The sequence below is a fragment of the Planomonospora sp. ID82291 genome (genome assembly GCF_015711645.1).
Classification (GTDB): Bacteria; Actinomycetota; Actinomycetes; order Streptosporangiales; family Streptosporangiaceae; genus Planomonospora.
Window position 1 is genome coordinate 109,900 of the sequence record NZ_JABTEX010000008.1, and the last position, 25,867, is coordinate 135,766.

13 protein-coding genes are annotated in these 25,867 nt (G+C 70.7%); 1 reads left to right on the plus strand and 12 read right to left on the minus strand.

Going from position 1 to position 25,867, the window contains the following annotated elements; all coding sequences use genetic code 11:
• Window positions 1-16: 16 nt before the first annotated feature.
• The 5 genes from HS045_RS32020 to HS045_RS32035 form a co-directional block, all read right to left on the minus strand.
• The gene (locus HS045_RS32020) at window positions 17-3,463 is read right to left on the minus strand and encodes a hypothetical protein (protein WP_196455361.1); all 3,447 of its coding nucleotides are present in this window, start codon (window positions 3,461-3,463) and stop codon (window positions 17-19) included.
• Between the two features lie 159 nt (window positions 3,464-3,622).
• Window positions 3,623-3,772, minus strand: a complete 150-nt coding sequence (locus HS045_RS32025; RefSeq protein WP_196455362.1) for a hypothetical protein — start codon at window positions 3,770-3,772, stop codon at window positions 3,623-3,625.
• Window positions 3,773-4,074: 302 nt separating this feature from the next.
• Window positions 4,075-4,398: a hypothetical protein gene (locus tag HS045_RS32030; protein WP_196455363.1), complete on the minus strand. Its 324-nt coding sequence runs from the start codon at window positions 4,396-4,398 to the stop codon at window positions 4,075-4,077.
• On the minus strand, window positions 4,391-4,522 hold the full coding sequence (locus tag HS045_RS35680) for a hypothetical protein (protein ID WP_255531993.1): 132 nt from the start codon (window positions 4,520-4,522) through the stop codon (window positions 4,391-4,393). The genes HS045_RS32030 and HS045_RS35680 overlap by 8 nt, the downstream gene beginning before the upstream one ends.
• A gap of 206 nt (window positions 4,523-4,728) precedes the next feature.
• Window positions 4,729-14,721 (minus strand): hypothetical protein, encoded by a 9,993-nt coding sequence (locus HS045_RS32035; RefSeq protein ID WP_196455364.1) that lies wholly within the window; start codon window positions 14,719-14,721, stop codon window positions 4,729-4,731.
• A gap of 323 nt (window positions 14,722-15,044) precedes the next feature.
• On the opposite strand from HS045_RS32035, the gene HS045_RS32040 reads away from it, so the two are divergent.
• A complete protein-coding gene (locus tag HS045_RS32040; protein WP_196455365.1) occupies window positions 15,045-15,617 on the plus strand; it encodes a hypothetical protein in 573 nt (190 codons plus the stop codon).
• Window positions 15,618-15,647: 30 nt separating this feature from the next.
• Here HS045_RS32040 and HS045_RS32045 read toward each other — a convergent pair whose 3' ends face one another.
• The 7 genes from HS045_RS32045 to HS045_RS32075 form a co-directional block, all read right to left on the minus strand.
• On the minus strand, window positions 15,648-17,894 hold the full coding sequence (locus HS045_RS32045) for a phage portal protein (RefSeq protein ID WP_196455366.1): 2,247 nt from the start codon (window positions 17,892-17,894) through the stop codon (window positions 15,648-15,650).
• Window positions 17,895-17,914: 20 nt separating this feature from the next.
• Window positions 17,915-18,136, minus strand: coding sequence for a hypothetical protein (locus HS045_RS32050; RefSeq protein WP_196455367.1), 222 nt, complete (start codon window positions 18,134-18,136; stop codon window positions 17,915-17,917).
• A gap of 192 nt (window positions 18,137-18,328) precedes the next feature.
• The gene (locus tag HS045_RS32055; protein ID WP_196455368.1) at window positions 18,329-18,721 is read right to left on the minus strand and encodes a hypothetical protein; all 393 of its coding nucleotides are present in this window, start codon (window positions 18,719-18,721) and stop codon (window positions 18,329-18,331) included.
• Between the two features lie 325 nt (window positions 18,722-19,046).
• Entirely contained in the window at window positions 19,047-21,965 is a 2,919-nt protein-coding gene (locus HS045_RS32060) for a hypothetical protein (protein ID WP_196455369.1), read from the minus strand.
• A 198-nt stretch (window positions 21,966-22,163) separates the two neighbouring features.
• Entirely contained in the window at window positions 22,164-24,527 is a 2,364-nt protein-coding gene (locus HS045_RS32065; RefSeq protein ID WP_196455370.1) for a hypothetical protein, read from the minus strand.
• Between the two features lie 161 nt (window positions 24,528-24,688).
• The gene (locus HS045_RS32070) at window positions 24,689-25,120 is read right to left on the minus strand and encodes a hypothetical protein (RefSeq protein ID WP_196455371.1); all 432 of its coding nucleotides are present in this window, start codon (window positions 25,118-25,120) and stop codon (window positions 24,689-24,691) included.
• 110 nt (window positions 25,121-25,230) lie between these two features.
• Window positions 25,231-25,668 carry a hypothetical protein gene (locus tag HS045_RS32075; RefSeq protein ID WP_196455372.1) on the minus strand — a complete coding sequence of 146 codons (438 nt, stop codon included), beginning with the start codon at window positions 25,666-25,668 and terminating at the stop codon, window positions 25,231-25,233.
• Window positions 25,669-25,867: the final 199 nt, after the last annotated feature.

The following is a 25,867-nucleotide window of genomic DNA, read 5'->3' on the forward strand; positions in this document are numbered from 1 at the left end:
CCGGAGGCGGCGGGGGTTATTCGCTGCGGGCGGGGCGGCGTTTGATGCCTCTCCAGCTGGTGCCGCGCATGACGCGCGAGCCAATCCAGGAGTGTTCGCGGAGGTTCTGGCCGGGGCGGCGGCCCAGCTGGGAGATTTCCCGCGCGGACGGGTACCCGGGTTCGCCGAAGGCGTGGGTTCGGGCGCGCTGCAGCAGTGCTTGCGCGGCGGCCCGGTCGGCGGCTGACAGCGGCGGGGTGTTGCGGTCGAGGAGTTCCTGCAGCCGCTCCAGCGCGTGGGTGGCGTACTGCGGGTAGGCGAAGTCGAATCCGGCGGACGCCCACACGTAGCCGCCGTCGGCGAGGGCGGCGTGCACCTTGATGTGGTCGAACCCGGAGTCCCAGTAGAGCTGCTCCAGGTACATGCCCCACACGGGGGCGAAGCCGCCGCCGCGGGCTTCTTCGTGGAGCTCCAGCAGGTTGTTGTAGGCGTGCAGGGTGCCGTCGCGTTCCCGGGTCCAGGTGCGTTCGGTTTCGCCGGCGTACGCGCCGTCGGCGTCGTAGATGCGGGCGGTGAACCTGACTTCGCCGTAGCCGTCCCAATGTCCGGCGTCGACGTTGTCGATGCGGACGGTGAAGCCGTTGAAGGAGCGTCCGTCGACGAGATCTTCGAGTCGGGCGCTGATGTCGTCTTCGTCGTAGTCGTCGTCGTAGGGGATGAGGTCGCCGGCGTGCAGCCCGTACGGCAGGTCGGGGATGTGGGCGGGCTGGCGGGGCGCGGAGGCGGTGTTCGGGGCGGGTACGGCTTGGGTGGCGCCGGCTGCTCCTCCGGCGGTGGTCCATTCGCGGGAGGTGGCGTAGCGGCGGATGACGCCGTCACGGCCGCGGACGTGGAAGGTGACGCCGTCGGCGGTGTCGTGCGCCCACGCTTCGCCGGGGCCGTCACTGCTGTTGAAGTAGGCGATGGCGCCGTCGGGGCGGGCGTCGGGGTCGGGGATGCCCGGGTCGGCTGGTGCAGGCGTCGGGACGGGTGCGGGTGTGGAGGTGAGGGGGGTGTCGTCGGGGACGACGAACGAGATCGGGATGTGCGGGCCGCGCAGGACGCGGGTGCTGCCGCTGGTGAAGATGACGGTGGCGCCGCGTCCCTGGGGGCGGATTTCGGCGATTTCTTCCACGGGTCCGTAGCGGCCGTTGCGGAGGTGCTGGCCGACGGCCAGGGTGGCGACGGGTGGGCCTTGCCGTCGCGCAGGCCGGGCAGGCCGGGCTGGCGCGGGTTCGGGTGCCGGGGCAGGCTCGGGGGTGGCGGGTGGCGTGGTGCCGCGGCGGCGCGGCCGCGGCCGAGCGGCCACCGGTGAGGTGACGGGCTCCGGGGCGGGTTCGGGCTCTGGGACAGTCAGGGTGGCGTCGCTGGGCTCCGCAACGGTGGACGGGGTCCTGCTCGCGTCCCGGCGGCCGCTCGGCCGCTGCCGTGCCGCCGGGACGACGGGCTCGGCGGTGGCGTCGCCGGGGGCACGGGCAGGGTCGAGGGTGCTGCCCGGGGCGGAGACGAGGATGTCGGCGACCGCGGCCGTGGCCGGCAGGCTGGTGCTGCCGCCGTCGTCCAGGGTGAAGGTGAGCCGCCCGTCGCCGGTGTCGGTGACGTGCGTGATGCGGGCGAGGCTGCCGTCGCGGCGGGTGATGCTGTCACCGGGCTGCAGGTCGGTTGCGACGTGGGGGACAGGCCGGTCGGTAGCGGAAGGGGCGGATGCCGGGGAGGGCTTGGCAGCGGGGGTCAGGAACGGGTTGCGTTTGGTGCCGTGCCAGTTCGAGCCGCGCATCACGGACGAGCCGAGCCACACATGGTCGCGGATGTTCTGCCCGGGGCGGCGGCCCAGCTGGGAGATTTCTCGCGCGGACGGGTACCCGGGTTCGCCGAAGGTGTGCCGGTCGGCGCGTTCCAGTAGCGCTTCGGCGGCGGCGCGGGTGGCGTCGTCCATCGGTACCCGGTCGAGGAGCAACTCTCCGCGCAGCCGCTGGATGGCGTCGTAGGCGTCGTAGGGGTTGTCGAAGTCGAAACCAGCTGACGCCCACACGTAGCCGCCGTCTTCGAGGGCGGCGTGCACGCTCACCCGGTCGAACCCGGCGTCCCAGTACAGGTTTTCGAGGTGGGCGCCCCAGGCGGGAGCGAAGCCTCCGCCGCGGGTGCTGCTGCGGAGCGTCAGCAGGTCGTTGTAGGCGTGCAGGGTGCCGTCGGCGTCGCGGTTCCACGTGCGGGAGGTGTTGCCGACGCGGACGCCGTCGGTGTCGAAGATGGTGGCGCTCCACCCGAGGCTTGCTGAGCCGCTGCGTTCGTCGTAGAAGGGCCGCAGGTCCTGGAGTTTCACCGTGTAGGGGCCGAAGGTGCGGCCTTCGATGAGGGTGCGCAGTTTGCTTTCGATGTGACGCTGGTCGTAGTCGTCGCTGCTGGGAATGAGGTCGGCGACCGAGGTGATGTCTGGGGCGGTGTTCGGGGCAGAGGCGGCTGGTTTGGTCTGGTCAGCGGGGTCGACCAGGTCGGTGACGTCGCTGCTCGGGTGGAAGACGCGGATGTCGCCGTTGTCGAAGGTGGCGATCACTTCTTCCAGGAAGGGCAGGTCGACGTGTTCGACGGCGGCGATGGTGTACGACCGGCTGCCGTAGTGCAGGCGCTGCCCCGGCTGAAGGTTGGCCGCGGTCAGCGGTGCCGCGCCCGCGCTGGCGGGTGCGGGGTCGGCAGGGGCGTCGCCATCCGGGGTTCCGGTGGGGGAGCCGAACAGGTCGGGGATGGGCTTTTGTCCGGCGGGCGGGGCGGTGCGCCGCCGGCGGGCGCGCGGCGGGCGGGCCGGGATGGTCGCCGCGGCGGCCTGGGCGGCTTCCTGCCAGTCGGCCATGCGGTCGTAGCGGCGGGTTTGGCCGTCGCTGCCGCGCACGTAGAAGGTGACCTCTCCGGAGGGGGTCAGGCGGGACCAGGCGTGCGTGGTTCCTGCGGGGGAGGTGCGGTACAGCAGGGCGCCGTCGGGGCGGGCGTCCGGGTCGAGCACGCCCGGCCTGGTGTCCGGGACCGGTACCGGGGCAGGGGCGGGTGCTGTGGTCGCCGGCGGGGCGGAGCGGCGCGGTGCGGGGCGACGCGACGCGGAGGAGGTAGGGGCAGCGAGGTCGAACAAGCTCTCCGGCAGGGGCGGTCCCGGGCGGCTGGTGCGCCGGGTGGGGGTATCGACGCGCAGCAGGTGCGGCATGACGGTGCTGGTGTGGCCGTCTTCCCAGGCGACGGTGACGCCGCGGCGTTCGTCGGCGCCGACGACCTCGCCGTAGCGGTTGCGGCCGCGCAGCTGGACGCGGCCGCCCATGTAGATCCAGCGGCCCTGCCAGTCACGGGCTTGCCAGTCGCCGCCGGCGGCGCGCCCCCGCAGGGAGCGGGCCTTGGTGTCGATGACGGCGCCGGCGGCGGTGAAGCGCACCCCGTAGCGTTCCCATGAGATTCGGCCCAACGCGCACACTCCCCCGAGTCGCTGGAAGCAACCCGGGCGGGCCGCTCGCGCGGGGATGGTGATCGATCAGCGGGCTTACGTCGCGTCGGCGTCAATGCGGCGAGGGCGGCGACTCCGTGATGGAGTCGCCGCCCTCGCCGGTGTGACAGGTGTTGGGGGTCAGGGAAGCGGTGCGCCGGTCTCGGGGTCGGCGCCCTCGGCGCGGCGCCAGGTGCGCAGGAACTCGGGGTCGTCGTCGGGATCGACGCCCGGGTGGTCGATGATCCACTGGTCCCGCAGCGCGTTGTAGAGGTCGTCGGTGTGCGGCAAAAGGTCTCCCGTCGTCGGTTACCCGAATAGTTGCTGGTGTCGGCGGTTCACGTGGAAGCACGCCGGCTGGGAAGCGGACTGGTTTTCTCTTCCTGGGCGGTGGAGGAGGCCGGTGGTGCGGCCCGCCTCAAGGGCACCTTCCCTCGTTGCCCGCTTCGGGCCGATGGGACACCCTGTACGGCGCCGACTCGTCGGACGTCGTAATGCAGGAAGGGGCGGCGGGATGGGGGTCCTGTTCGCGCACAGACACCCCGCCACCCCTTCCTGCATGTGTTAATGATACAGGATAATTAGTAATGTTGTCATGCGGTGATCGCATCGCTGGTTTCCACCTGATCGCCCAGCTGGGGAACCGAGGTGTCCGCTGGCCCTGGAGCGTCCCCGACGACCTTGATCACCTGCGTCCATTCGCGCAACGCCACCAGCACGCTCGCCGCGTCGGAGGCGTCCACCAGGACCGGCATCATGCGCGGCCGGCTGATCGTCTCCCCTTCGCGGGCGGCGATCAGCCCGACGGCGACCGGTGAGCCCGACACCACGCCGTGCGTGGCGGCCGCTTCCGGCCGGGCCTTGCCCACGGTCACCGCGTACGGCACCGCGTCGACGTAGCCGTGCACCTCAAACACGCCTGTCCTCCTCCTTCTTCTCGGCGCCGAGCGGCGAAGCCACCGACCAGTATCCGAATATGAACAGCCGCGACAGCGTCGCCTTGGCCGGGTCGCCTGCACCGGCGAACGGGTTGGCTGACACCGCCAGCCCCTGGCTGGCGGCGGCGCGCCCGGCCAGGCGGGCGGCCCGCGCGTGAACCGGGGACGGTGGCCCACCTGACTGCGGGGCCGCCGCTGTGGATGTTGACCGTCCCGCAGGGGGATTCGTCACCGGACACCTTCCTTCTTCGTCGCGCACACGGGGGCAAGACCAGCCGGGCCCTCCGCGTCGGCGCGGAGGGCCTCAACTTATCGGCGGCTGCGGCCTCGGCCGCGCTGGCGAGCGTCCGGGCGGGCGGCGCCGCGCGCCTCGCGAGCCCGGCGGGCGGCACGCACGTCGCGGTCGCGGCCCAGGAACTGGGCGCGGTATTCGGTCCAGCTCATCCACCCTTGGGCTTCCAGCCACTGAACGAACTCGGGGCTGCCGTTGGCGACGATCTCGTCCCAGCTGGCGAGAGTCCACAGCCGGTCGGAGTCGTAGCCGCGACCGCGTGCGGCCCGGTTGGCGGCGTCCTCGTTGCGGTTGGCGTAGATGTCGGTGTTCCGGTTGCCGGTGAAGCCGCCTTCGTAGGCTTGGCGCAGGTTCTCGATGAACAGCTCGTAGTCGGCGCGTACAGCCTCTTCGGTGTTGCCGCCTCGCTCGGTGCCGGCCAGGGAACGCGCCCGGTCGCGCCGCATCTGCTCTTCGCTGACGCCGTACTCTTCAGCGATCGCCTCATCGAGGCTCTGGCCGCTGGCGACGCGCTGCTCGATGCGGGCGGCGCGCTGCTGTTCGGCGGCCTCTTCGGCTTCCCACTCGTCGAGCGCCTCGGTGATGCGGGCGACGCTGTAGTAGTCCTCCACCTGGCCGAGCAGTTCGAGTAGCGCCTCACCGGACAACTGGTCGAGGTTGACGCCGGCGAGCGGGTCGTCGTGGTCGTCGCGGCCACGCAGCTCGTTCATGATCCGGTTGTAGGCGGGCGAACCCCACGGGACGCTGCCGAGCAGGTCCTGCAGGTCCTGCACGGACAGGGACGTGATGTCGACGCCGTCGAGCGGGTCGCGTTGCGGCCCGGTTTCGCCGGTGCCGAGCAGGGCGAGCACGCCGAGCGTCCAGGCGCGCGAGTCGTCGTCGAGGTAGTTGCCGCCGGCCAGGAGCGATTCGACGCCGGTGGTGAAGACCTCGCCGTGCCCGTTGGGGTAGACGCGTCCGCTGTAGGGGTGTGGGAACGCTTCGGGGTAGCCGACCTGGTCGGGGGTGCCGTCCAGCGGCGTCGGCTCGGGGCGGGTGCGTTCGCCGATGGGGCCGCGGGAGGTTCGCTCCCACAGGTAGGCGCGCTCGGCGTCCTTCAGCCCCGGCAGCAGGTGCTGGAAGGCGTGCCCGAGCTCGTGGACGGCCTGGTCGCGGCTGCGGCGGCCGCCGCCGAAGTTCGGGTTGAGAGCGATGGCGCCCGTTTCGGCGTCGCGGTACGGGGTGTCGGTGGTGGCCTTGAGGGTGATGGGGCCGTGTCCGGCGAGCGCGGCCACCCAGTCGGCGGGGAACAGCTGCTCGGCGTCGCGCATCATCGCCGTCACCTTGTGAGTGTCGGCGCGGCGACGGCCGCGTTCGTCGTGGAATTCCAGCCGGTGGCCACCGATCGCGCGCAGGTTCGCGAGCGCCTCCAGCGTGGCCGTCTGCTGAATGTCGCGGATGGTGCGCTCAGCGGCGTCGCGTTCGGTTCGGTCGTCGGCGATGCGGGCCTTCAACGTGACGACTTCGGGCAGTTCGCCGCTGCCGAACTCAGCTGGGGTGATGACCTTCCACCGGTCGCGGGCCGCCTGGCTGCCGGCGTCGGCATTCGCCTGGGCGACGAGGTCGTCGATTCCGGCGTAACCGAACGTTTTGGCTTTGGCGTCCAGGCGGGCGCGGCGGGTGGCGCCGTGTTCGGCTTTCAGCCGGGTGATCTCCGCCGTGGCGGCGTCGATGCGCTCTTGGGCGGCCTGGCGGGTGCGTACGGCGTCGCTGTAGCCGTCTACGGCGCTGGCGCGCCGTTCGATGTCGGCGGCGATGTCGGCACCGGCGGCCTTGATGATGGCCACATGCCGCATGGCGTGCTCGCCGGGGCCGCCGTCGGCGGCGATGTCGGGCACGTACGCGGTGATGGTGTCGAGGCTGGGCTGCTGCGCCGCTTCGAGCTGGTCCAGGCTGAGCGGCCGGTAGATGCGCCGCTCGACCTGTTTGTGGCTGATGTGCGCCAGGTCGGCCGGTAGCGCCTTGCGGTAGGTGGCCATGCGGGAGGGCAGGTCGGCGCCGCCCTCGTCGTCGAGGTCGGGCACGGCGGGCGGCGCGACGTCGTCGAGTTCGGTGAGGTCGTGGGCGGCCAGGAGGCGGGCGATACCGGGGCCGGTCAGCGGCGGGGTGCTGGCGTACTGGTGCATGATGCGGCGCAGCGCCTGGTCGCGGGTTTCGCCGGGCAGCGGGTCGGCGTTGACGATGCCTTGGACCATGCTAGCGAAGGCGCGGTCGCGGAGCTGCTGCATGAGCGGGGTGATGCGCTTGGCCAGGACGCTGGTCTGCTCGTCGTCGCTGTCGTCGGTGAGGATGCGCGCCACCTGCTCGGCGGCGGCGCTGCCGTCGGCGTCGTGCTTCTTCCATACCTGCTCGACCAGGTCGGGGGCGGCCAGCCACCGGTGTTCGCCGCTTTCGTCCGGGCGGGTGCGCTGGTCGTCGTAGTCGGCCAGGACGGTGCGGGCGACGTCGGCGTACAGCGACGTCTCGAGCTGGCTGAGCGTTTCGGCGAGGTGGCGTTCGCGTTCGGTGCGGCGGCGCTGGTGGTACTGGCGGTTGATGCGGTGCTCGGCGTCGTCGGTGCCGAGCGCGTGCCGGGTGACCTTCTGCTCGCCGGCGTCCATGATCGCCACCATGTCGATGTCGTCGTCGAGGGTGCGGACGGAGGCGACGAACCCGATCTGCTCGCCGCCGCTGAGCGGGTCACCGCCGATCAGCGGGGTGAGCTGTTCGACGGTGCCCGACAGGTTGCCGTGTTCGGGGCCGAAGGTGACACGGTCACCGACGCGGACCTCGGTGGCGGGGATGATGCCGTCGCCGCCGCGCTCGTCCAGGACGGAGTCCCACGGCTGGTCGGCCGAGTGGGTGCCGCGGCCGACGCGGACCACGGACGGGAAGCCGCTCCAGGCCAGGTCCACGACGTCGCCGTCGCTGGTGCGGGCCTGCCACGTTTCCGTGGCCGCCCACGGCGTCGACGTCGCCGTCAGGGTGGTGATGGTGTGAGTGTCGGTGCCGACGCGGATGGTGTCGCCGATCTCCAGCCGGTGCGGGCTGATGTGCTCGGTGACCGGGCCGGTGTCCGGGGAGACGTCGACGTCGTCGGGCAGGTCCGGCATGAGCCACACGTCGACGCCGGAGGCTAGGATGCGCTGCTCGCGGCGGCCGTCGCCGTGCTCGATGGTGACGGTGACGAGCGGGAAGCGGGGAAGCGGCTTGGTGTCGATGACGCGTGCCAGCGTCACGGTGCCGTTCGTTTCAGCCAGAGCGATGGCGTCGCCGCTGGTGAGGTTCTCGGCGCGGGAGCGTTCGGGGGTGGCGCGGTGCGGGTTGTGCGGCGGTTCGGGGTAGCCGGCCAGGCGCGCGAAGGAGCCGTCGATCCAGGAGGCGGCGCGTTCCAGTGCGCGCCGCCGCGGCGTCGGCAGCGGGCTGTCGCCGCCGGCGAGGGTACGCAGGTGCACCGACAGGGCGCGCATGTGCACGGTCGTCATCGGCTGGCTGGCGCGCAGCATCGCGGCGGCTTCCCGCGCCTCGGGGGTGGCGTCCGGGTCGGCGTCGATGTCGAGGCTCAGGACGCGTTTGCGGATGTCGGAGCGCAGCCTCACCCGCATCGTCGGCGGCCCGTCCGCGGCGGCGGCCGGGTTCTTCGGCTTGCGGGTGCGTTTCGGCTTGGCCGGGGTGGGGGCGGACTTGGCGGGGATGCGCCACACGGACGTATCTCCGAGCGGTTCGGCGCTCGTGCGGCCGTCGTCGTGGGTCAGGTGCGCCCAGCCGCCGTGCACGCCGGTGACGCGCGCCAGCTGGGTGCCGTCCATGTCGCCGCCCACGACGAGCCGGTCGCCGGCCTTGACCTGGCGGGCGGGAACCTGCTCGAGGGTGGCGCCGGCGGGGATCTGGACCAGGCGGCGCGCAGAGGCGTCGGCGGTGTAGGTGCTCCAGTGGGATTCGCCGCGCCAGTCGATCGCTTCGGCGATGGTGGTGGCGTCACCGCTGCGAACGACACGGGCGACGTAGGCGGGCAGCGCCGCTTCGCCGTCGCCTCCCAGGTCGATGACGTCGCCGGCGGTGATCTGCCAGGCGGGCACCGTCTGGGTGGCGTGCTGGTTGCCGTGAGCGGGCTGCAGCCGCGACTGCGACAGGTCCTCCCACACGTCGCCGCTGCCGTCGGCGGGGAACGCGCGGCGCAGCACGCTGCTGGTGTCGGTTTCGATGATGTCGTCGCGGCCGTCGGCGGTGCGCACCCGCAGCAGCGCCTGACCGTCGGAGGTGTAGTCGGCGCCGACCACCTGGGCGGGGGTGACGGAACCGTCGGGGATGATCCAGGTTCCTGCGGTGAGCGCGACCGGGGAGACGGAGTCGACCTGCAGCGGCGGCCGCTCGCCGAGGATGCGTTCGACGCGCTGGTCTCCGGTGGAGACGGGGCTGGTGTAGACGAGGCGGCGGTCGTCGTCGAGGCGTACGTGCACCGACCAGGAGTTGTCGCGGTTGTGCTCGGCCTGTTCGACGACGGCGCGCTGACCGCCGGGAAAGGCCGGGGAGACGCCGGTGGCCTTGTCGGTGCCGTGGTGGAGAACGATCGCGTCGCCCGCCGTCAGGTCGGAGGGGTGAACGGTTTCCGACGGGTAAGGCCTGTCGCGCAGGTCGGTGTAAGCGGCCAGGGCGGCCGCGGCGTCCTCAGCGGTGGCGTACCGGGCGCCGCCGGGGACGGTGCCGTCGTCCTTGCCGCGCCACCACCAGCGGGCCGGCCGGTGGCGGAGGCTTCGCGACTGCCGTTCTTTGCCGATCTGGCCGAGCGGCTTGTCGCCGCGCATGGGGTCGCCGGGCCGGACCACGTTGAACTGGTCGGGTTTGCCGTCGATCGCTGCCAGGGTCAGACCGTCGGGCAGGCGCGGGGCACCCGGGTCGGGTGCGTCGGCGGCCGGGGCGGGGTCGGTGGCGGCGCGGGCGCGCCGCGAGGAGCCTCCTGCCTCGTTCAGGCGGGTCAGCAGCGTGTCCTTGGCGTTCTTGGCGCGGAAGCGTCCCCAGCCGCCCGCGTCGCTGTCGTCGTTGAGGCCGGCGATGTACTGGGCGAGTGCGTCGTCAGCGGCGATCCAGGCCCGTTCGGCTGCCTGGATGGCGGTTGAACGGCGGTCGCCGTCAGCGGCCGTGGCGGCGTCCAGGGCGTCGGCGAACTGGCTGAGCTTCGCCCCGGCGACCGGGTTGCGGTCGCCGTACTCGGCGGCCAGGTCACGCACCGTCATGACGCTCGGGTGGCGCGGCAGCGCGCTGGCGGCCGACTGCCGGGCGGCGGCGGCTTCACGCAGGTCCTCGGCCTGGCGCAGGGAGGCGTCCGCTTCGGTCGGGGTGAGGCGTTCGACGTGCTCGTCCAGGCGGACCTCGGGCGGGTCGGCCAGGTGGCGCGGCAGCACGACGCCGGACTGCTCGATGACGACGTCGGACAGGCGCACCGGCTGGCCCGGCTGGTAGTCGCCGGGGACGGTGCCGACCCACGATTCGCCGTCGTCCTGGGTGAGGTAGTTACCGGCTCCGGAGCGGACGGTGCGCACCGCGCTGGTGCGGCGCACCACGCGGATCCGGTCGCCGGGCTGAAGATCACCTGCGGAGACGAAACCACCGGGGCGCGGTTCGGCGGCGCGGGCGGCGGCCCGCCGGTCGGCTTCGTCCTGCAGCACCTTCACGGCGGCCTCGGTGGCGCCGACGTCGCCGTCGTCCGGGCCGCCGGCGATGGCCCGGGCCAGGGTGCGCTCGTGGTCGCGGCGAGCGGCGGCAAGCTGCGCTTCCAGGTCGGTGTCGGAGATGGCGGCCATGCGGGCGGCGGCGGCCTCGTTCAGCTGCTCGACCATGGTGGCGCGGCGCTGCTGCCAGTCGGGGGTGCCCGCCAGGTCGGGGGCGATGCGGGCGGCCTGGTCAAGGGTGTTCAGCGCCCCGGCGTAGTGGCCGGCGTTGTAGGAGCGTTCAGCGTCGGCCAGCAGGTCGGGCACATACTGGCGGCGCGATTCAGCGATCAGGTCGGTGCGCTGCTCGGGTGTGAGAGCGGGCAGCCCGTCGGGCAGGATCGGCACGTCTCTCACCGGCTGCGGGCGGGTCCGGCCGTCGCGGCGGCCCAGACCAGGACCAGGACCAGTTCCGGTGCCGGTGCCGGTGCCGGTGCCGGGGATGAGACGCAGGCCGCCGAGCGGGGTGCGGCGGGTGTGCGTCTGCCCGGCGGGCAGCAGCACCCGGGAGGCGTGGCCGTCGCTGTGCTGCAGCCGCGCGTACCGGTCCCCGCTGGGGGTGTCGTCGATGCCGATGACGGTGGCGTCGTAGATGTCGTCGGTCGGCCGGTACAGGTGGTCACCGATGGTGATGTCGGCGGTGTCGGCTTGTTCGGTCCGCGGCGGGTCGGCCAGGTGCTGCTCGTAGCGGGCGAACGCAGCGTCGGCCTGCTCGCGGGTGAGGAAGCTGACGGTGCTGGACTGGCCGTCGGAGCCGACCCATCGGAAGGAGTCGTTCCAGCCGTCGTGCACGCCCGGCGTGGCCGCGGGCGTGGCCGGCGGGCCGGAGCGGCGGTTGGCGGCGTTGCGCCGGTCCAGGCTGATGCGCCGCTGCTCGGAGTTCAGGGTGTTGTGCATGTCGCGCAGACGGCGCCGCTGATGCCCGCCCGGGTCGGCGACGTCGTCGAGGCCGTCGATGGCGCGGTTCAGTGCCGCGTACACCTCATCCCACGCGACGGTGATCGCCTCGGCGGGCCCGTCGTCAAGCAGGTCGGCCAGAACGCCTGCGGCGTGCCCGGCGTCGCTGTCGAATCCGGCGATCTCGTCGGCCATGTCGTGGGCAGACATGTCCCGGAGCGGGGTGAGGGCGCGGACGCGGTCGGCGTTGGCGCGTTCAGCGGCGGCCCGTTCGGTCTGCTGGGCGCGGCTGGCGTGGGCGTCGGCGACGCTTTCGGCGGCCGCCTGCGGCGTGTACCGGTTGACCTCGGCGGGGATCTGCTGGGCGGTCCACGTGTTGTCGACGGCGCGGTCGGCGCCCTGGCCGCGGCCCTGGGTCATGTCGACCAGCTGGGCGCTGGAGCTGCCGGGCCGGTAGTCATCAGGCAGGGTGCCGGTGGTGACGGTGCCAGAGGCGTCGCTCCAGAAGACGCGGTCGCCGGGCTTCAGGTCGCGGGAGGAGACCGGCACCCACGGGTAGGTGCCGGGGTAGGTGCGCCGGTGCAGGTTCTCGGCTTCGTCGGCCAGGTTCGAGACGTGCTGCAGGATGCCGTTGGCGGCATCGGCGTGCGGGGTGTCCTTGTAGACGTCCCAGATACGGTCGAGCTCGTCGCGAAGGGTGGGGAGCTGCGCTGCGAGGAAAGCGCCGTCGCTGCTTTGCACGCCTTCGGCGGCGGCGTCGGCGGCCTGCTTGAGGCGCACCCGGTCGGATGCGTCGATGCTGGCCGGGATGTCGAGGTCGGACAGGGCGTCCGACAGCTCCAGCAGCCGCTGGCGGGCTGCCGGGTCCGGCTCGTCCGGGGCCTCCGGCGCGACCTGGATGGCGTCGGCACGGAGCCGGTGCACGTGGTCGCGGATGCGGTCCCAGTCGCGGAAATCAGCGGAGATGCGCTGGCCGGCGTCGATCGCGGCGAGCGCGGCGTCGTAGTCGCCGCCGTCGGCCAGGCGGCGGGCATCGGCCGAGCGGGCCATGGCGCGCCGCTCGAGTTCGCTGGTCACCGCATACCGCTGCTCGTTACGCACCGCCGGTATCGACGGGCCGGTGTCGATGCGCTGCAGTTCGGTCCGCAGGTCCTCGACGCTCATGGCGCGCAGCCGGGCGCGGCGTTCGCGCACATCCCGGTTGGGGGTTTCCCACGCTTGGCCGCGGATGCGGTCGCGGACCTGGCCGAGCAGGCCGTTGAGCCAGTCCCGGTTAGGGGAGGTGGCTCGGCGGCCGTAGCTGTCGCGCCAGCCGGGTTCGTCGGCGTAGTCGCTGCTCAACGCCTCGATGGTGTCCTGGGCGCGGCCCCATGCGGCGCTGACCTGATCGACGTGGTCTTCGAAGGCGTCGTCGTCGTCGGGCGGGGTGACATCGAGGATGGCGAGAGCGTCCCGAACGGCGTCGGCGGCCTCGGGCGCGTTGTAGCGCTCGCGCAACTCCTGCTGCCACTGCTCGGGCGTCATGTCCTTGGGCTGCGTCTGCGGCGGTTTCGTCCATTCGCGCGGCGGCGGACCGAGCGGGTCACCGTCCTCGGTGAGCCCTCGGCGGGCGAGCTCGTCACGGATCTGGCCGGCGGTGGCGGCGTCGCCGGTACGGCGGGCAAGCCCGGACAGCTCGACGAGGTGGTCGGTGTCGTAGGTGCCGATGTGCTCGGCCCGCCAGTCGCGCATGGCGGCGGACGCCGCGGCGTCGATGCGGGCGCGTTCGGCGTAGGCGGCGTCCTGGTCGGATGCGTAACCGGTGTTCGCGTCGATGCCGGAGTACGTGGAGTCCTTCAGCCACTGGTGGGCGCGTTCGGCTTCGCGCGGGTCGGATCCGGCCAAGGCGGCGACCAGTCGGTCGGCGGCGCCGTTGATCTGCTCCTCCCGCAAGGGGATGAACACCCCGTCGGCGGGGGTGAGCGTCTCACGCACTGCGGCTGGGCCGCTGACGGGCGGGGACTCCTGGGCGGGTGCGACGGCCTCGTCGTCGGCGGCGGGCTCGTCGCGGGCGGGTGCGGCGGCCGCCGGGGCAGCGTCGGCGGCCTGGAAATCGGCGGCGTACGGGTCGAACAGCTCCACGCTGCCAGCGCGGTCGGGTTCGAGGAACAGACCGTCCTGGCGGGTCTGCGGGGCAGGCGCGGCCGGCGCCGAGCGGCCGGATGCGCCGCGGCTGGTGCGGTGCACATCCTGGCCGTCGTCGAGAACGAACTCGCGGCTGCCGGTGATGGGGCCGATGGCGCCGCCGGGCGCTTCCCAGCGGGCGTTTTCCCCCAGGCGCAGCGTGTGGCCGCCGTACAGGTCTTGTTCGGGGTCGGCGACGACGGCGCCGTGCACGGTCACGGTCGAGCCGATGGGCGGCATGGCACCGCTGGCGCTGGTGAACCGCTCAGCATTCGCGCTGGTGACCGACACGTCGAACGCGACCCGGTCGCCGACGCGAAGGTCGGTGGCATCCACCGCCGAGTCGGTCGCCGGGCCCGGTTCGGGAGCGGCGGGCGCCGGTTCAGGGGCCGCGGATGTAGCTTCAGCCGGGATGGCGTCCGTCGCAGAGGAGCTTTCGGCCGGCTGGTCTGAGCCGGCCGTACCGGAGGAAGTGTCCGTGGCCTGAGCAGCGCGGGTGTTCGCATCAGCGGGCTTGCGCGCGGCGGGCGCGGCCGCGTCGTCCTGGCCGCCGCCCTGCCCGGCTTCGTTGTCGTCGTCGCGGATGGCGGAGGCGTACAACTGCTGGCCGAGCCGCTGGGCGTTCGGGTCGCGGCGGCGCACCGCGGCGATCAGGTCCTGCAGCGGCTTTTCCGGGATCAGTCGGGCGACGGCGTCCTCATCGACGACCAGGGAGGTACGGCCGCCGGGCACGTTCAGTTCGACGCGTATCTGCCCGTCGATGATGCGGCCGACCTGGGAGATCGTGCCGATCCGCACGACGGCGTCACCCGTGCGCGGGTCACGGCCGTACATCAAGACGGTGCGGCGCCCGCGGATGCTGCGCACCAGGGTGCGCCCGTCGCGCACCTCGGGTCGGAAGTCGGTGCCGCCGCGGGTGGGGTTCTTCACCGTGAGTTCGGCCGGTTTGTCGGCGGTCTTGCCGGTCGGGGCCGAGCCGTCGGGGCGTTTTTCCACCGTCAGGTAGTTGCGGTGGACCCGCTGGATGGTGCCGTCGGGGAACTTCACCTCGATGCGGCCGCCGCCGACGTTCTTGACGACCTTGCCCAGGCCGCCGCCCCACACGCGGACGGTCGCGCCCGTCTCGATGAACCGCCCCTTGCGATCACGGGGATGCAGGTCGCTGTCGAACTTCGCCCGCCCTAGCGCCTTGATCTCCCAGCTGTCCCAGCCGGATTCGGTCATCAACCTGGCCCCCCGCGTCGTGCCCCTCGGTCAGTCGCGGTGGAGAGTGCCGAAAGCGGGAGCTAACGTCGCATCGCGGCGGCGGCTACAAGACCGTTGCTGGCAGCGCGGAGCTGGCTCGCGAACTGGCGGCGATGAGCGGCGCGGGCCCCATCACGGACGTCGATCCGCGGCGTGCCTTCCCTCGGCGGGAACGGCCACGGCCGATAGCAGGACCTGCGCCGCAGCACGGGACCGCAACGGTGTGCGGCAATGACCTGCGGTGGGATGAGGGCGTCTCCTACTGTCGGCTGCGGTAGGAGCCGGTGAGCGAGGGAGCGTCCGTGGCGATCAACTGGGACACCGTCGCGACGAGTGCCGCCACGGCGGTCGTCGTCACCTCCATGTACGACTACTTCGTCAGGCCCCGGCAAGAAGCACGCAAGGAACGCATCGCAGAGCAGCTTCGTGCTCGGCGGGAGTTGCTGGCGGTGCTGGCGTATACCGCGCAAAGCGCCAGCGTTGTCCTGCTGGAGCCGCCGCCGGACGCGACGACCGCAGTGCTGGAGAAGCTGCGCGATCAGCGCCAACGTCAATATGAGCGCATGCAGGAGCATGTCCAGAGCCTGTTTGACGACGTGACGCGCTACGCCAGCACCTACGTCCTGCTGCCTCGCGATGTGCTGATCGAGTGCGTGTGCTGCATGCAAGGGGTGCTGATGTCATCGCGGTCCCGCCGCGAGCAGGCCCGTCTCCTTCACGCGTTCACCTACCAACTGGCCGTGATCTTCTCTTACGCGGGGTGGAGGCTGATCGCCCGTGGGAAGGCGCTGATGAAGACCCGGCGGCTTCTGGGGGAGGTTGCTTGCGACGGCACCACCGCGGCGGCCCCGAGTGTGCCGACTTCGGCGGGGTGAGCGCCGCGGCCGGCGGGTGCATGGCGGTGTTCACGCGGGACTGATCAGCCACAGCAGGCTGCACCGGCAGCCGGTTGTCTCCTGTTGCGGGCCGTTCGGATCGCCGGGCCAGCGCAGCGCCGCCGTGCCGACGGTGAACAGCTCGCCGCTGTCGCGGGCCTGCCCGTCAGCGTTGGCGTGGGAAGGATGCGCAACTGCGTCGGGACCCGCCTGCCAGATAGCCGACACCCGGCCGCCGGGTCCGGCCAGATGCAGCGCGGTGGCGGCCTGGGCGGCGGCGGTGAGCGCGGTGGCGGCCTGGGCGGTGGCGGAGCGGGCCCACTGTTCCACGTGGGGGAGCTGGGCGCGGACGGCGGTGACGATGTCGGTCATGTCGTCGCCGGCGGCGTCGGCGGCCGCGACGACGGTGCCGAGTTCGGTGACTTGTTCGGCGGCAGAGTGTGCCAGCCAGTGCGTGATCTCCTCGGTGACGGTCTCCAAGGTCGCCGGGGCGTCGGCGAATGGGCCGAGCAGGTTCCTGGCCGCTGCGGAGACGGCGATGGAGACGGCCATGCCGACGGCGTCAGCGGTGTCGTGCTGCCAGTGGGATGCGTTGGTGACGCGGCCGACGTCGAGCGGCTGGCTGCCCACCCGGGTGTCGACGGCGTATTCGGCGTGGAAGTGCCGGGTCCCCTTCCTGGCTTTGGGGGAGGCGACGCGGGCGGCGGTGCGTTCGATGAGGCGGCGCGCCAGCGGCGCGAGGATGCTCAGGAGCGCCTGCTCCGCGTGGTCACGCGTGTCCGGGTCCGGCGCGGCGGGCGGCGCGGGTACCGGCGGAGCGGTGAGGGCCTTGATCTCCTCAATGCTGGTTCCGTTGCCGGTGACGATGTCCTGCAGCATGGTGAACGCCTCGGCGGTGGCCGGGTCGTCCATGTCGATGGGCGGGCCCGCCTCCTCGGCCGGAGCCTCCTCGCCGCTCTCCTCCTCGCTGATCTCTTCTGCACCGGTCTCCTGCGCGGGTGCCTCCTCTGCGGGAGCGGCCAGGCCCAGCGCGACGGCGTCCTCCTCGCGCGTCGGGATCGGGGTCTTGCCCTGAGCCACGTACAAGGCGCGAGTGTGCGGCAGATCGTAAGGTTCGTATTCGGCGATCTGCCGGTATTCGTCCAGAGAGATGACGCCCTTGTCGAGCTCTTCGCGCGCCTCGGTACGGCGGGCGGCGGCGGTGCGGCGCAGCACTTCCACCTTGGAGACGTCGAACTCCCCGGTGATGCCGTCGTCGCTGTCGTTGTCGAACCCGGCGGCGATGATGCGCATGTGCGGCGGCATCGTCACCGTCCAGAAAGCATAAAGTTCCTGCTCAGCGTTGTCCCAGGTGCGGCCGGAGCTGTTGCCGAGGACAGACTCGCCGACGCCGAACGCGGCGAGTGTCTCTTCCTTGGCGCGGGCGGCCATCTCGCCGTAGGCCATGTCGCGGGGGCGGCTGGCCAGATCGACGTACGAGAGCTTGCCGCTGATGACGGTGACCTTGCCGGCTTCGGCGGGGCCGCGGCCGAAGCGGGACTCCAGCAGGCGGGCGTCGGCTTCGTTGGTGCGGCCCTCGATGGCGACGATGCCGCCGGGGCGGCCGTCGTTGCGCAGGAATGACACGTTGTACAAACGGGCGAGGAAGTCGAGGTCGACACTCAGCCCGGCCGCCTCCAGCGGGGTCATGCCGCGGTAAGGGTCGATCGGGTGCGGCTTTCTGAACCATCGCACGCGTTCGGGGTCGATGGCGACGCGGGTGCCGTCAGCGGTGATCGTCTCGAAGTGCGACAGCAGGTCGCCGCCGCGGCCGGGCACAGGACGGGTGCGGCCCGGCGGCAGCAGGTCCAGGCGCAGCGGGGTGCCGGCGCGGCTGGAGGTGATCTCGACGAACGCTCCGCGTGGGCTGAGGAGGATCTGCGTCGACAGCCGGTAGCGGAAGTCGCGACCGGTTTCGAGCGGGTTGGCTTTGCCGTCGTTGAGGAGACGCACCAGCGGGTGGTCGTTGATGAGTTCGTCGCTTTGGCGAAGCTGGAAGTCGAGCGTCGCCTGGTGGTCGGCGATCGTGTCGATCGCCTTGTAGGTCCACACGCTGCGTTCGAAGCCTTCGGCGACAGCCCGGTCGACGGGCCAGGCGCGGCGCGCCGAATGCGACATGCCGGTGAGGAGCTGGTCGACGCGGGTGGGCGCGGATGTGGCGTACTGCTTGGTTTCCCCTGCTGGCAGGCGCGGTGCTTCGAGGCGGGTCAGCAGCCCGGGCAGGAAACGACGACTCACGATGAACCCCCCGAGGTTGCTTAGCGGCTGGTCGCGGTGAGCCAGCCGGCCGCGACGAGGAAGGCGCCGGCGGTGAGCAGGCCCGCAGCGGGATGCCAGAGCGTGGCGGCGCCGACGGCGGTGGTGAGCGCGCCGACGATCAGCAGGATCAGGCCGATGGTGTCGCGGCGGATCCGGTGTGTCAGGCGGTCGGGCTCGTGCAGCGGTTCGTGCTCGATGTAGTCGCCGTCGTCGATGTGCATCTGTGTGCTGGGCCCCCCGTGCCGGTGCCGGCCCGGTCGGGCTGGCTCGGGGCGGGAGTGTGCCGTTTTTGCGTGCTTGTGTCGCAGGCTGCAACGGCCGCTGCTCAGGGGTGGGAAACGCGCGGCCCCTGGCGGCTCTGCGCAGGTGCCAGAGCGGCCAGGGGCCGGGAAGAAAGGTGGCGCTGGTGGGCGTCAGGCCAGACCGGACAGGCGGGATGCCTGGATGAGAGCCGAGCTCTCGCGGTGGGCGACGCTGCGTGCCTGGCGGGCGAGAACCTCGTCGGCGCGCTGGCCGGGGCCGGGCACGAGGCGGGGTGCGCGGTTCTTCGTGCCGCCGCGCAGGTGGGCGTTGTCCTTCACCGCCAGGCAGGGGGCGTAGGCGACGTCGTCGTAGCTCTTGCGGCAGCGGACGCACAGCCGGTCGAGGATCTCCAGGACGAGGCCGTCTTCGAAGTCCTCCAGCTCGCGCAGGTCATCCGGCAGGGTCAGGAAAGGGTTGGAGGCGTAGCCGCGCATGAGTGCTGGCGGAATGTTCTCTATGGTGATGGCGATTCCCCAGATGTGTCGGCCGGGGCGCTGAGGCATGTTCTATCTCTCCTAGTGGTGCATGCGCAGCCCGCCGCCGGCCGGGGGAGACCTTGGCGGGACGGGGCCGCACCCCTGAGAGATGGAGGTGAGACGGTCCCGCCGCGGTAACGGCGGCGTGCGTGCGGTTGTACAGGTGGACGTGAACGGCAGCGAGGTTTAGGCCACGCCGTAATGGGGGTTTTGTTCTCTTTCACGTTAACGATCATCGTTCTGGGGCAAAAGGGGGAAAGCGCCTTCTTCGTTACACCCCGCGTGAAAAAAAATATGTCACAATCAAGTAACGCCAGTAAACCTTCTTTCCTGTTTGAGCGTCTAAGGCGCTTCAGACGAGGATGCGCCACTCCTCTTCCTCCTCTACCAGCGGCTCGTACGGCGCGAGGAGCAGGCCTTCAGCTCGGTCGGGGCTGTGGATGCCGCGCTTCTTCATCTCGGGTTTCGGCTCCACGACCGAGTAACCGCCCGCCGCGGTGGTGGTGAGCTTCGGTGACGACAGCTGGGCGACGGTCATGTCGTCCACGCGCAGCCGCAGCCGTGTGGCACCGTAGGCGTCGGGCTGGATGAGGGCGCGGCCCGACAGCCACATCTCGGCGCGCTTGTTGAAGGGCCGCATGGTGGCCTCGTCGGGTTCGCGACCGGTCTTCTCCGACACGACCACGGAGATGACGTCGGCGTTGTGCAGGCCCTCGAGCTTCCATGAGCGCAGCACGCTGACGACGCCCCAGCCGACACCGATCCCGTCCACCTTCACCCGGACGGGATCGTGCGTGCCCAAGGCCTCGCGCAGGCGTTCGGCGCGCCGGATCTGCTGCAGGACGGCGTGCGCGACCTGGACCTGGTCGGCGTTCTCGGGGCCGCTGTTGGTGAACTCGACGGTGGCCAGGTCACCGACGAGGCGGGCGATGACGAGTTCATCGCCTCCGTCAGCGGCGACATCGACGCCGAGGCGGATCCACGCTCCCGGGGCGACCTTCCACTGCTCGACCTCCTCGGCCAGGCCCAGGTCGCACAGGCGCACGCCGGTGGCGGGCTCGTCCTGGTCGCGCGCGGCCTGCACCCAGTCGGCCGGGATGGTGGCGTTGGCGACGCCGAGCGGGAACTGCGCTTTGATCTTGGCTCTGACGTAGTTGGAGCGCTCACCGTGGACGCGGATGGTGCGGCGGATCCAGGTCTCGTCGACCATGTGCTTGGCCGGGGAGTGGTCGGCCCCCGGGCACGACTGGCACATCCCGAACCGCTCGCCGGTCAGGTTGGGGGTGTCGTAGGCGCTGATGGGGATCGTGAGCACGTCCGAGTCGTTGCACAGCTTCTCGAACCATGTGTTCTGCTCATCCGTCGGCGGGTTGCCGATCGCGATCATGCGGGCCCCGTCGCCGACCATGAGGCCGGCCAGGTTGTCACCGATCGTCTGGGCGATGCCTCCGGCCTCCTCCACCACCAGCAGCAGGTGGTTGCTGTTGCCGCTCCACATGGCGCAGCCGTTGCGCCGGACCATGATCGTCTGGTGGGGGGTGGACACGCAGTAGACCATCCCCTTGTACCGGTGCTTGACCACGTTCTTCTTCAGCACGTCGCTGTCGACGGGCACTCCCGGGTCGTTGATCATCCACGTGCTTCGGTGCCGCCGGAAAGGCGTTCCCTGCGGGCCCACGGCCTGGCTGCCTTCGGCGTGCATGGGGCGCACCTTCCGACCGCGCCCGAGCTTGCACAGCACCTCATGCAGGTCGTCCGCGAGCTGTTTGCTGGAGGTTACATAGCGACGACTGTCCGCGTGAGTGTGCTGTGCCCCTTCCCCCTTGCCGAAGGAGTCAAGGAACGCCTCCATCACCTCCGGCCGGGCTTCCTTGATGCACCGGGGTATCCGCTTGTCGCCGGACCCGACACCGCAGTGCTCACGTAGCCACTCGGCGATCGCGTAGTGACTGAAGCTGAGGCTTCTTGCGTAGCGGCCGAACGTGATGCCCATGCGAGACAGCAGATCTGCGATCTCGTCGTATTTCCGGCCCGGGTTCTGCGCGATCGACACCCGGAAGGTGTTGCGACCTTTCGCCTGGTAGGTGTGCCCTTCTGCCACGTACCAGCCGAGGAATCGCGCCCAGTCCTCGAAGCTGAACGTGTAGGTGATCGCCTTGCGGCCTTGGGCGGACGGCTGCGTGAAGGTGACCGTGTCAGGGTTGGTACCGCCGCCCCACGTGTTCGTGCGCCGGACGACGAACGCATCCGGCAGGTCCCTGTACTCGGCGAGCCGCCAGCGCGGCCCGCCCGGCCGATCCACCATGGCGTGATCGCGTCGCCCCTGCGCGATCATGTAGATGAGCGACCGGCTCACGCCGTACCGCTCGGCCAGCACGTCAGCGGAGACGCCGCGGGCCCGCTGCTCCTTGATCTCCTGGCCCTGTTCCGCAGTGATCCTGCTATGCCGCTTGTATTCCTTCTTCCTGCTGCGGACGAGGAGACGGTGATTGTCTGTGATGCAGAAGTTGACCCGCTCGCCGTCATGCAGGTTCAGGTAGCCGTCGAACGGCGCTCGAACCACCTCGGTGATCGGCCCCCACTCGGCGGCATCGCCGTTGAGCGTGAGGACGCGCTCTTCTCCCGTTACCTTAGGGAACTTCTTCCAGCCCTGATCGGTGAGTAACTCGGTCTGGTCGTCGAAACAGTGGATACCCTGCACAGCAGCTTCATTGTACGGCGCCGCGGCGATTCCGTAGGCGACGACGGTGTCCAGGCCGTTGGCGTCGGGCAGCTTGTACTGCGCCATGTCGATCGTGCCCGGCAGGCCGGCGCGGGAGTGGGCGCCGCGCACCTCGCGCCAGAGCTGGCGCACGACCTGGCGCCACAGCGGGGCGAGGGTGACGGTGACGCCGGTGCCGACCGGGTGGATGAGAGAGTGCCACAGAACGATCTGGCCGCAGGAGTAGGTCTTGCTCGAGCCGAAGCAGCTCGGTACGGCAACCTGCTTGTGCTCGGTGAGGGCGTGCATGAACTTGCGCGGCACGCTCCACGCGGAGGAGCCGAGGACCTGGTCGCAGAAGCCCACCGGGTCGTCGAGCCAGACGGCGTAGGCGGATCCGGCGACGCGGTAGGCGGCGGCGTACACCAGGCGCAGTTCGTCGGCGGTGAGCTCTTCCAGCAGCGGTCGGCGTTCAGCCGGCGGGAGTTCCATCAGGCATTCGAACAGGCGTTTGCCGAGCAGGGAGCGTGCATCGCCGCGACCAGCCCGAGCAGGGGTGACGCTCAGCATGGGCCGCACCGCGGAACGTGGTCGATCATGACCGGGTATGGAAGGGCGCCGGGCGGTTAAGGTCCATCCGGCGTTCGAGGGTGCGGCGGTCTGCCACCCGGAGGCAGACGAGAGCGAGTCACCTGCTTGGCACGTATGTGATCGTCACGGTGCTGGAGGGCCGCGGCGAGGTTCGCCTCGGCTTCCTGCGCGCCTGTGTCAATCGACGAGGTTCTCGAACGTCTGGATCACCCCTGCTGCCCACTCGGTTCCCCCGTGGAACCAGAGACCGAAGCTGCCACCGTTCGAGGTGGTGACAGTGCAGAACTGCCAGTCGTCGTCGCGTTCCTGACAGGTGGCCTTGGGGTTCGCCCATGCTTTCGGGGTGGTGGTGACGATGGCGCGGATGCCGTTCCAGACGTCGTAGCTCAGGTACGGCGGAGACACATCGTCTCGATGCTTGGTCGCGATATATCTTCTTGCAGTCTTCTGGTCATTCTTCAGCGCGGCGGCCAGCAACTTACGCACCCCATCCTCAGGAGTGGCGGCTGCGGGCGGGAGCTGACCGATCTGCGGCCCGCGCGCACGGCACTGCGCTCCCGGCGCGGTTATGTACTTTCGCCTCTCGGACGCCTTAACGAAGCCGCCCTCGCTGCCTGCAGCTGTCACGACGGCACCGTCGAACCGGTAGAAGTACCGATACCAGGCGTACGACTCGCCGTATGAGACGCCGTCATAGACGGAGGTATCTTGCATCACCAACAGTGGCATGGTGCCGGACACCACGCACCCGAACGAGGTGGAGTAGGCGTGTGCGGATCCATGCATGATGACCAGCGGCCGCTTTTCCCCGGCGTAGCCAACCAGCCGTAGTTGCCTGTCTCTTCCCAGGGACAGCACCACCTCGTGCAGTGTGCTGGACCCGACCAAGACCCTGATGCGCACCTGCGACCGCGTGCCACCGTCGAGATGGACGATTCCTACCGGGTCGAAGCTGTCCACCAACCGGGTCTCCGGTTCGACCCAGGTGCGTACCGAGGTCACCAGTTGACGGGTTGAACCGTCGTCGAGGTAGGCGGCCGCTCCTGCCAGTCGCGTGTCCACCTGGCGGAAGGGGAACTGGCTGTCTGTCAGTATCGGACGCCAGGTGAGCAGCCGGTCCTTTTTCCCGTTGCCGTCCAGGTCCGCGTCGGTGGCGTGCACGCACAGGTCGTCGGCGAGCGGCATCCCGGGCGGACGGAAGGCATCCTGTGGCAGCGGCGTGCATCCCGACGCCGGCAGCGCTGCTGCCTCCGCAGGAGTCATCAGCCGGGACGGCTCGATGGTGATGGTCGTGTCCACCTGCCGGGTGAGGGTGGCCAGCATGACCGGGATGCCGGTCACCTCCGCCCGCACCAGGTCCATGAGGCTCTTCAGGTCCAGGAACGCCTTCAGGCGCCGGTCCAGGAACTTCTTCAGCACCCGCCCGGCCGTCTTCAACACCCCCTTGGCGGCGGACAGCAAACCACTTGCCCCCTCCAGCAGCGCCTTGGCTACCTCCGTGACGCACTCCTGCAGGACCTTGCGCACCGCGTCGCCGATCTTCTTGGAGTCCTGCAACGTCTCCGCGCCCTCGGTCAGGCAGTCCCATACCTTGGGCGCGAGGAACGCCTTGTCGATCTTGTCGGCGGTCTTCTGCGCCTCCTCGGTGTCAGCCTTGCCGAGCAGCAGTGCGTCGACCAGCACCCGTAGCGTGCTCACCAGGTAGGCGCCCCAGTCCACATCCCCCTTGAGGGCGACACCCGGTGCGAGCGCGTCGGCGGTGAAGGTGACCGTCAGGCTCTTGCCCGGCCCGATGACCGGCCGGTTTCGCCACAGGCGGCCGAGTCCTTCGGCGACCTGGGCGTTGACCCCGTAGTCCACCTCCTGCTGAGTGAACCCGTCGGGCAGGGAGATGGCCTGCGGCAGGCCGGAGGTGTTGACGTACTGCAGCCGGTATTGGCCGTTGTCTAGCAGCTCCTGGCAGAGTTTTGCGTCGAGCACCAGTTCGGCGCGCACCCGGACCGCCACCAGGGGGTGTTTCGGGTCGCAGGTGAGCGAGTCGTCCGCCTCGCCGAAGATCACCTCAGCCAGGAAGCCTTCGCTGGCCGCCTTGATGCGCGCCTCGTATGCTTGCGCGTCCATGAGTTCCTGCGGGTCGGTGACGGCAAGCATCCAGGTGGAGAAGTGCCCGGTGGTGGCCGAGACGGTCCGGGCCGCGGTGTCCACCTCATCGCCGACGGGGAGCCACAATCCCCAGTCTTCGACGTAGGTGAAGACGGCCAGGTCCTCCTGGGGCAGCGCGCCGGCCGGTAGCTTCGCCGGGTCGTAGCGGAAGGTGATCGTGGCTGTGTCGTCGAAGGGATCGGATTCGATGTGCACCGGCTCCGACAGCGCGCGAACCGCCGCCGGCAGGTGCGTGACATCGATCTTCGCCGGGGAGATGCGCGGGGTGCCCGCGGCTTCGGGGGCGACCACGGTGACGTCGGCGTGGGGGCTGTTGTAGCGCGTGGTGGTTGGACGGTCTGGAACGATCCAGATAAACAGCGGGATCAGGAGCACCACCACCCCACCAGCAGCGACCCACCTCAAGCGCGGCATCACTTCATATGGCCTTATGGCATCTCATACGTCAACCCTTTGCTATGCGCCGATAGCCGATGGTGACCGCGGCGAGGTGCCGCAGTCTTCGGCTTGGGCGGGGGAGCGCCGGAGCGGTCCCAGGGTCAGGCGGGGGTGGCGGTGCCGGGCTCCGGTACGGGGTGGCCGGCGACGGCGGCGACGACGGCCTGCAGGTCTTCCAGGTCGGCGTCGGGGCGGAACAGTTCGGCGGCGTCTTCGTCGTCCAGGCCGAGGATGCGCTTGGCGCGTTCCCACACGCCGATGAGCAGGCGGCCGTCGATGGGCTCGGCGCGGCTCATGTCGTCGCCGGGTTCGGGCTCGAGGTAGTTCTGGGTGGCGGCGCCGCGCTGGATGGGGTCATATGCCCAGCGACCACCGGCGAGGTCTGCGGCGCGAGCGGCGAAGTCGAGAATGTCGCCGTCCGGGCCGGGGCCGCGGTGGTCTTCTTGCCACCACAGGTCGGGGTGGGTTTCGATGTGGCGCATGGTGGCCAGCAGCAGGGGGATGTTGACGCGGGAGCGATCGGGCGCGGGCATCTCGGCGAGGGCCGGGGCGCTAGCGGGACCGGCGGTTTGGCCGTTGCTGATCAATGCTGTCCTTTCGGCGCAGGGGAGCCTTGAGGGCGGCTCCCCTGCGGGTGGGCGGGTCAGTCGGTGAGCAGGTCGAGGGCGTTCGGGTCGATCCAGGCGTAGGTGGCGACGAAGTTCTCCACGATGGCCCTGGCGAGCGTGAGGGTGGGGGCGGGCAGCAGGGGGGCGGGGCCGAAGCCGCCCGCGGGGGTCTGCCAGCACAGGGCCAGGCAGCCGCAGGCGGCGTCCCATGTGATCTCGTAAGCGTGAGGGGTGCTCTGGGGGTCGTTCCAGGTGAAGGTGGCGCCGCTGGCGGTCCGGGTGAGGCGCACGCGCACTGGGGCGGGGCCCAGGTCGGGTTCGGGATCGGGATCGGGGATGTGCTGGTTGTCGCGGTAGGCGCGGGGGCAGACGGGGCTGCCGCTGGTGGCGTCGATCCACAGGCCGCGAGGCCCGTTGACGACGGGCTGCTGGCACCACAGGCAGAAAGGCAGTTCGCGGGGGCTGATGGCCATGGGTTCTCCCTCGGGCGGCGGGATCGCTCCCCGCCGCCCTTAAAAGTACAAGATGGTTAATAAAGAGGGTGGTTGGGTCGAGGCGGCGTGCCGCCCTTGAGGTCAGACATCCCTGGAGCTTGGATGTCAAGCGGCGAGGTCGTGGTTGCGGTGTGACCAGGCGGTCGCCCGGTCGTAGAGGGTGTGGTTCTTGAGGCAG

Bases quoted from the DNA above. Each gene is read 5' to 3' on its own strand.
- HS045_RS32035 (WP_196455364.1), bottom strand. From the start codon at position 14,721: ATGACCGAATCCGGCTGGGACAGCTGGGAGATCAAGGCGCTAGGGCGG.
- HS045_RS32060 (WP_196455369.1), bottom strand. From the start codon at position 21,965: ATGCTGAGCGTCACCCCTGCTCGGGCTGGTCGCGGCGATGCACGCTCC.
- HS045_RS32055 (WP_196455368.1), bottom strand. From the start codon at position 18,721: ATGCCTCAGCGCCCCGGCCGACACATCTGGGGAATCGCCATCACCATA.
- HS045_RS32075 (WP_196455372.1), bottom strand. From the start codon at position 25,668: ATGGCCATCAGCCCCCGCGAACTGCCTTTCTGCCTGTGGTGCCAGCAG.
- HS045_RS32050 (WP_196455367.1), bottom strand. From the start codon at position 18,136: ATGCACATCGACGACGGCGACTACATCGAGCACGAACCGCTGCACGAG.
- HS045_RS32070 (WP_196455371.1), bottom strand. From the start codon at position 25,120: ATGCCCGCGCCCGATCGCTCCCGCGTCAACATCCCCCTGCTGCTGGCC.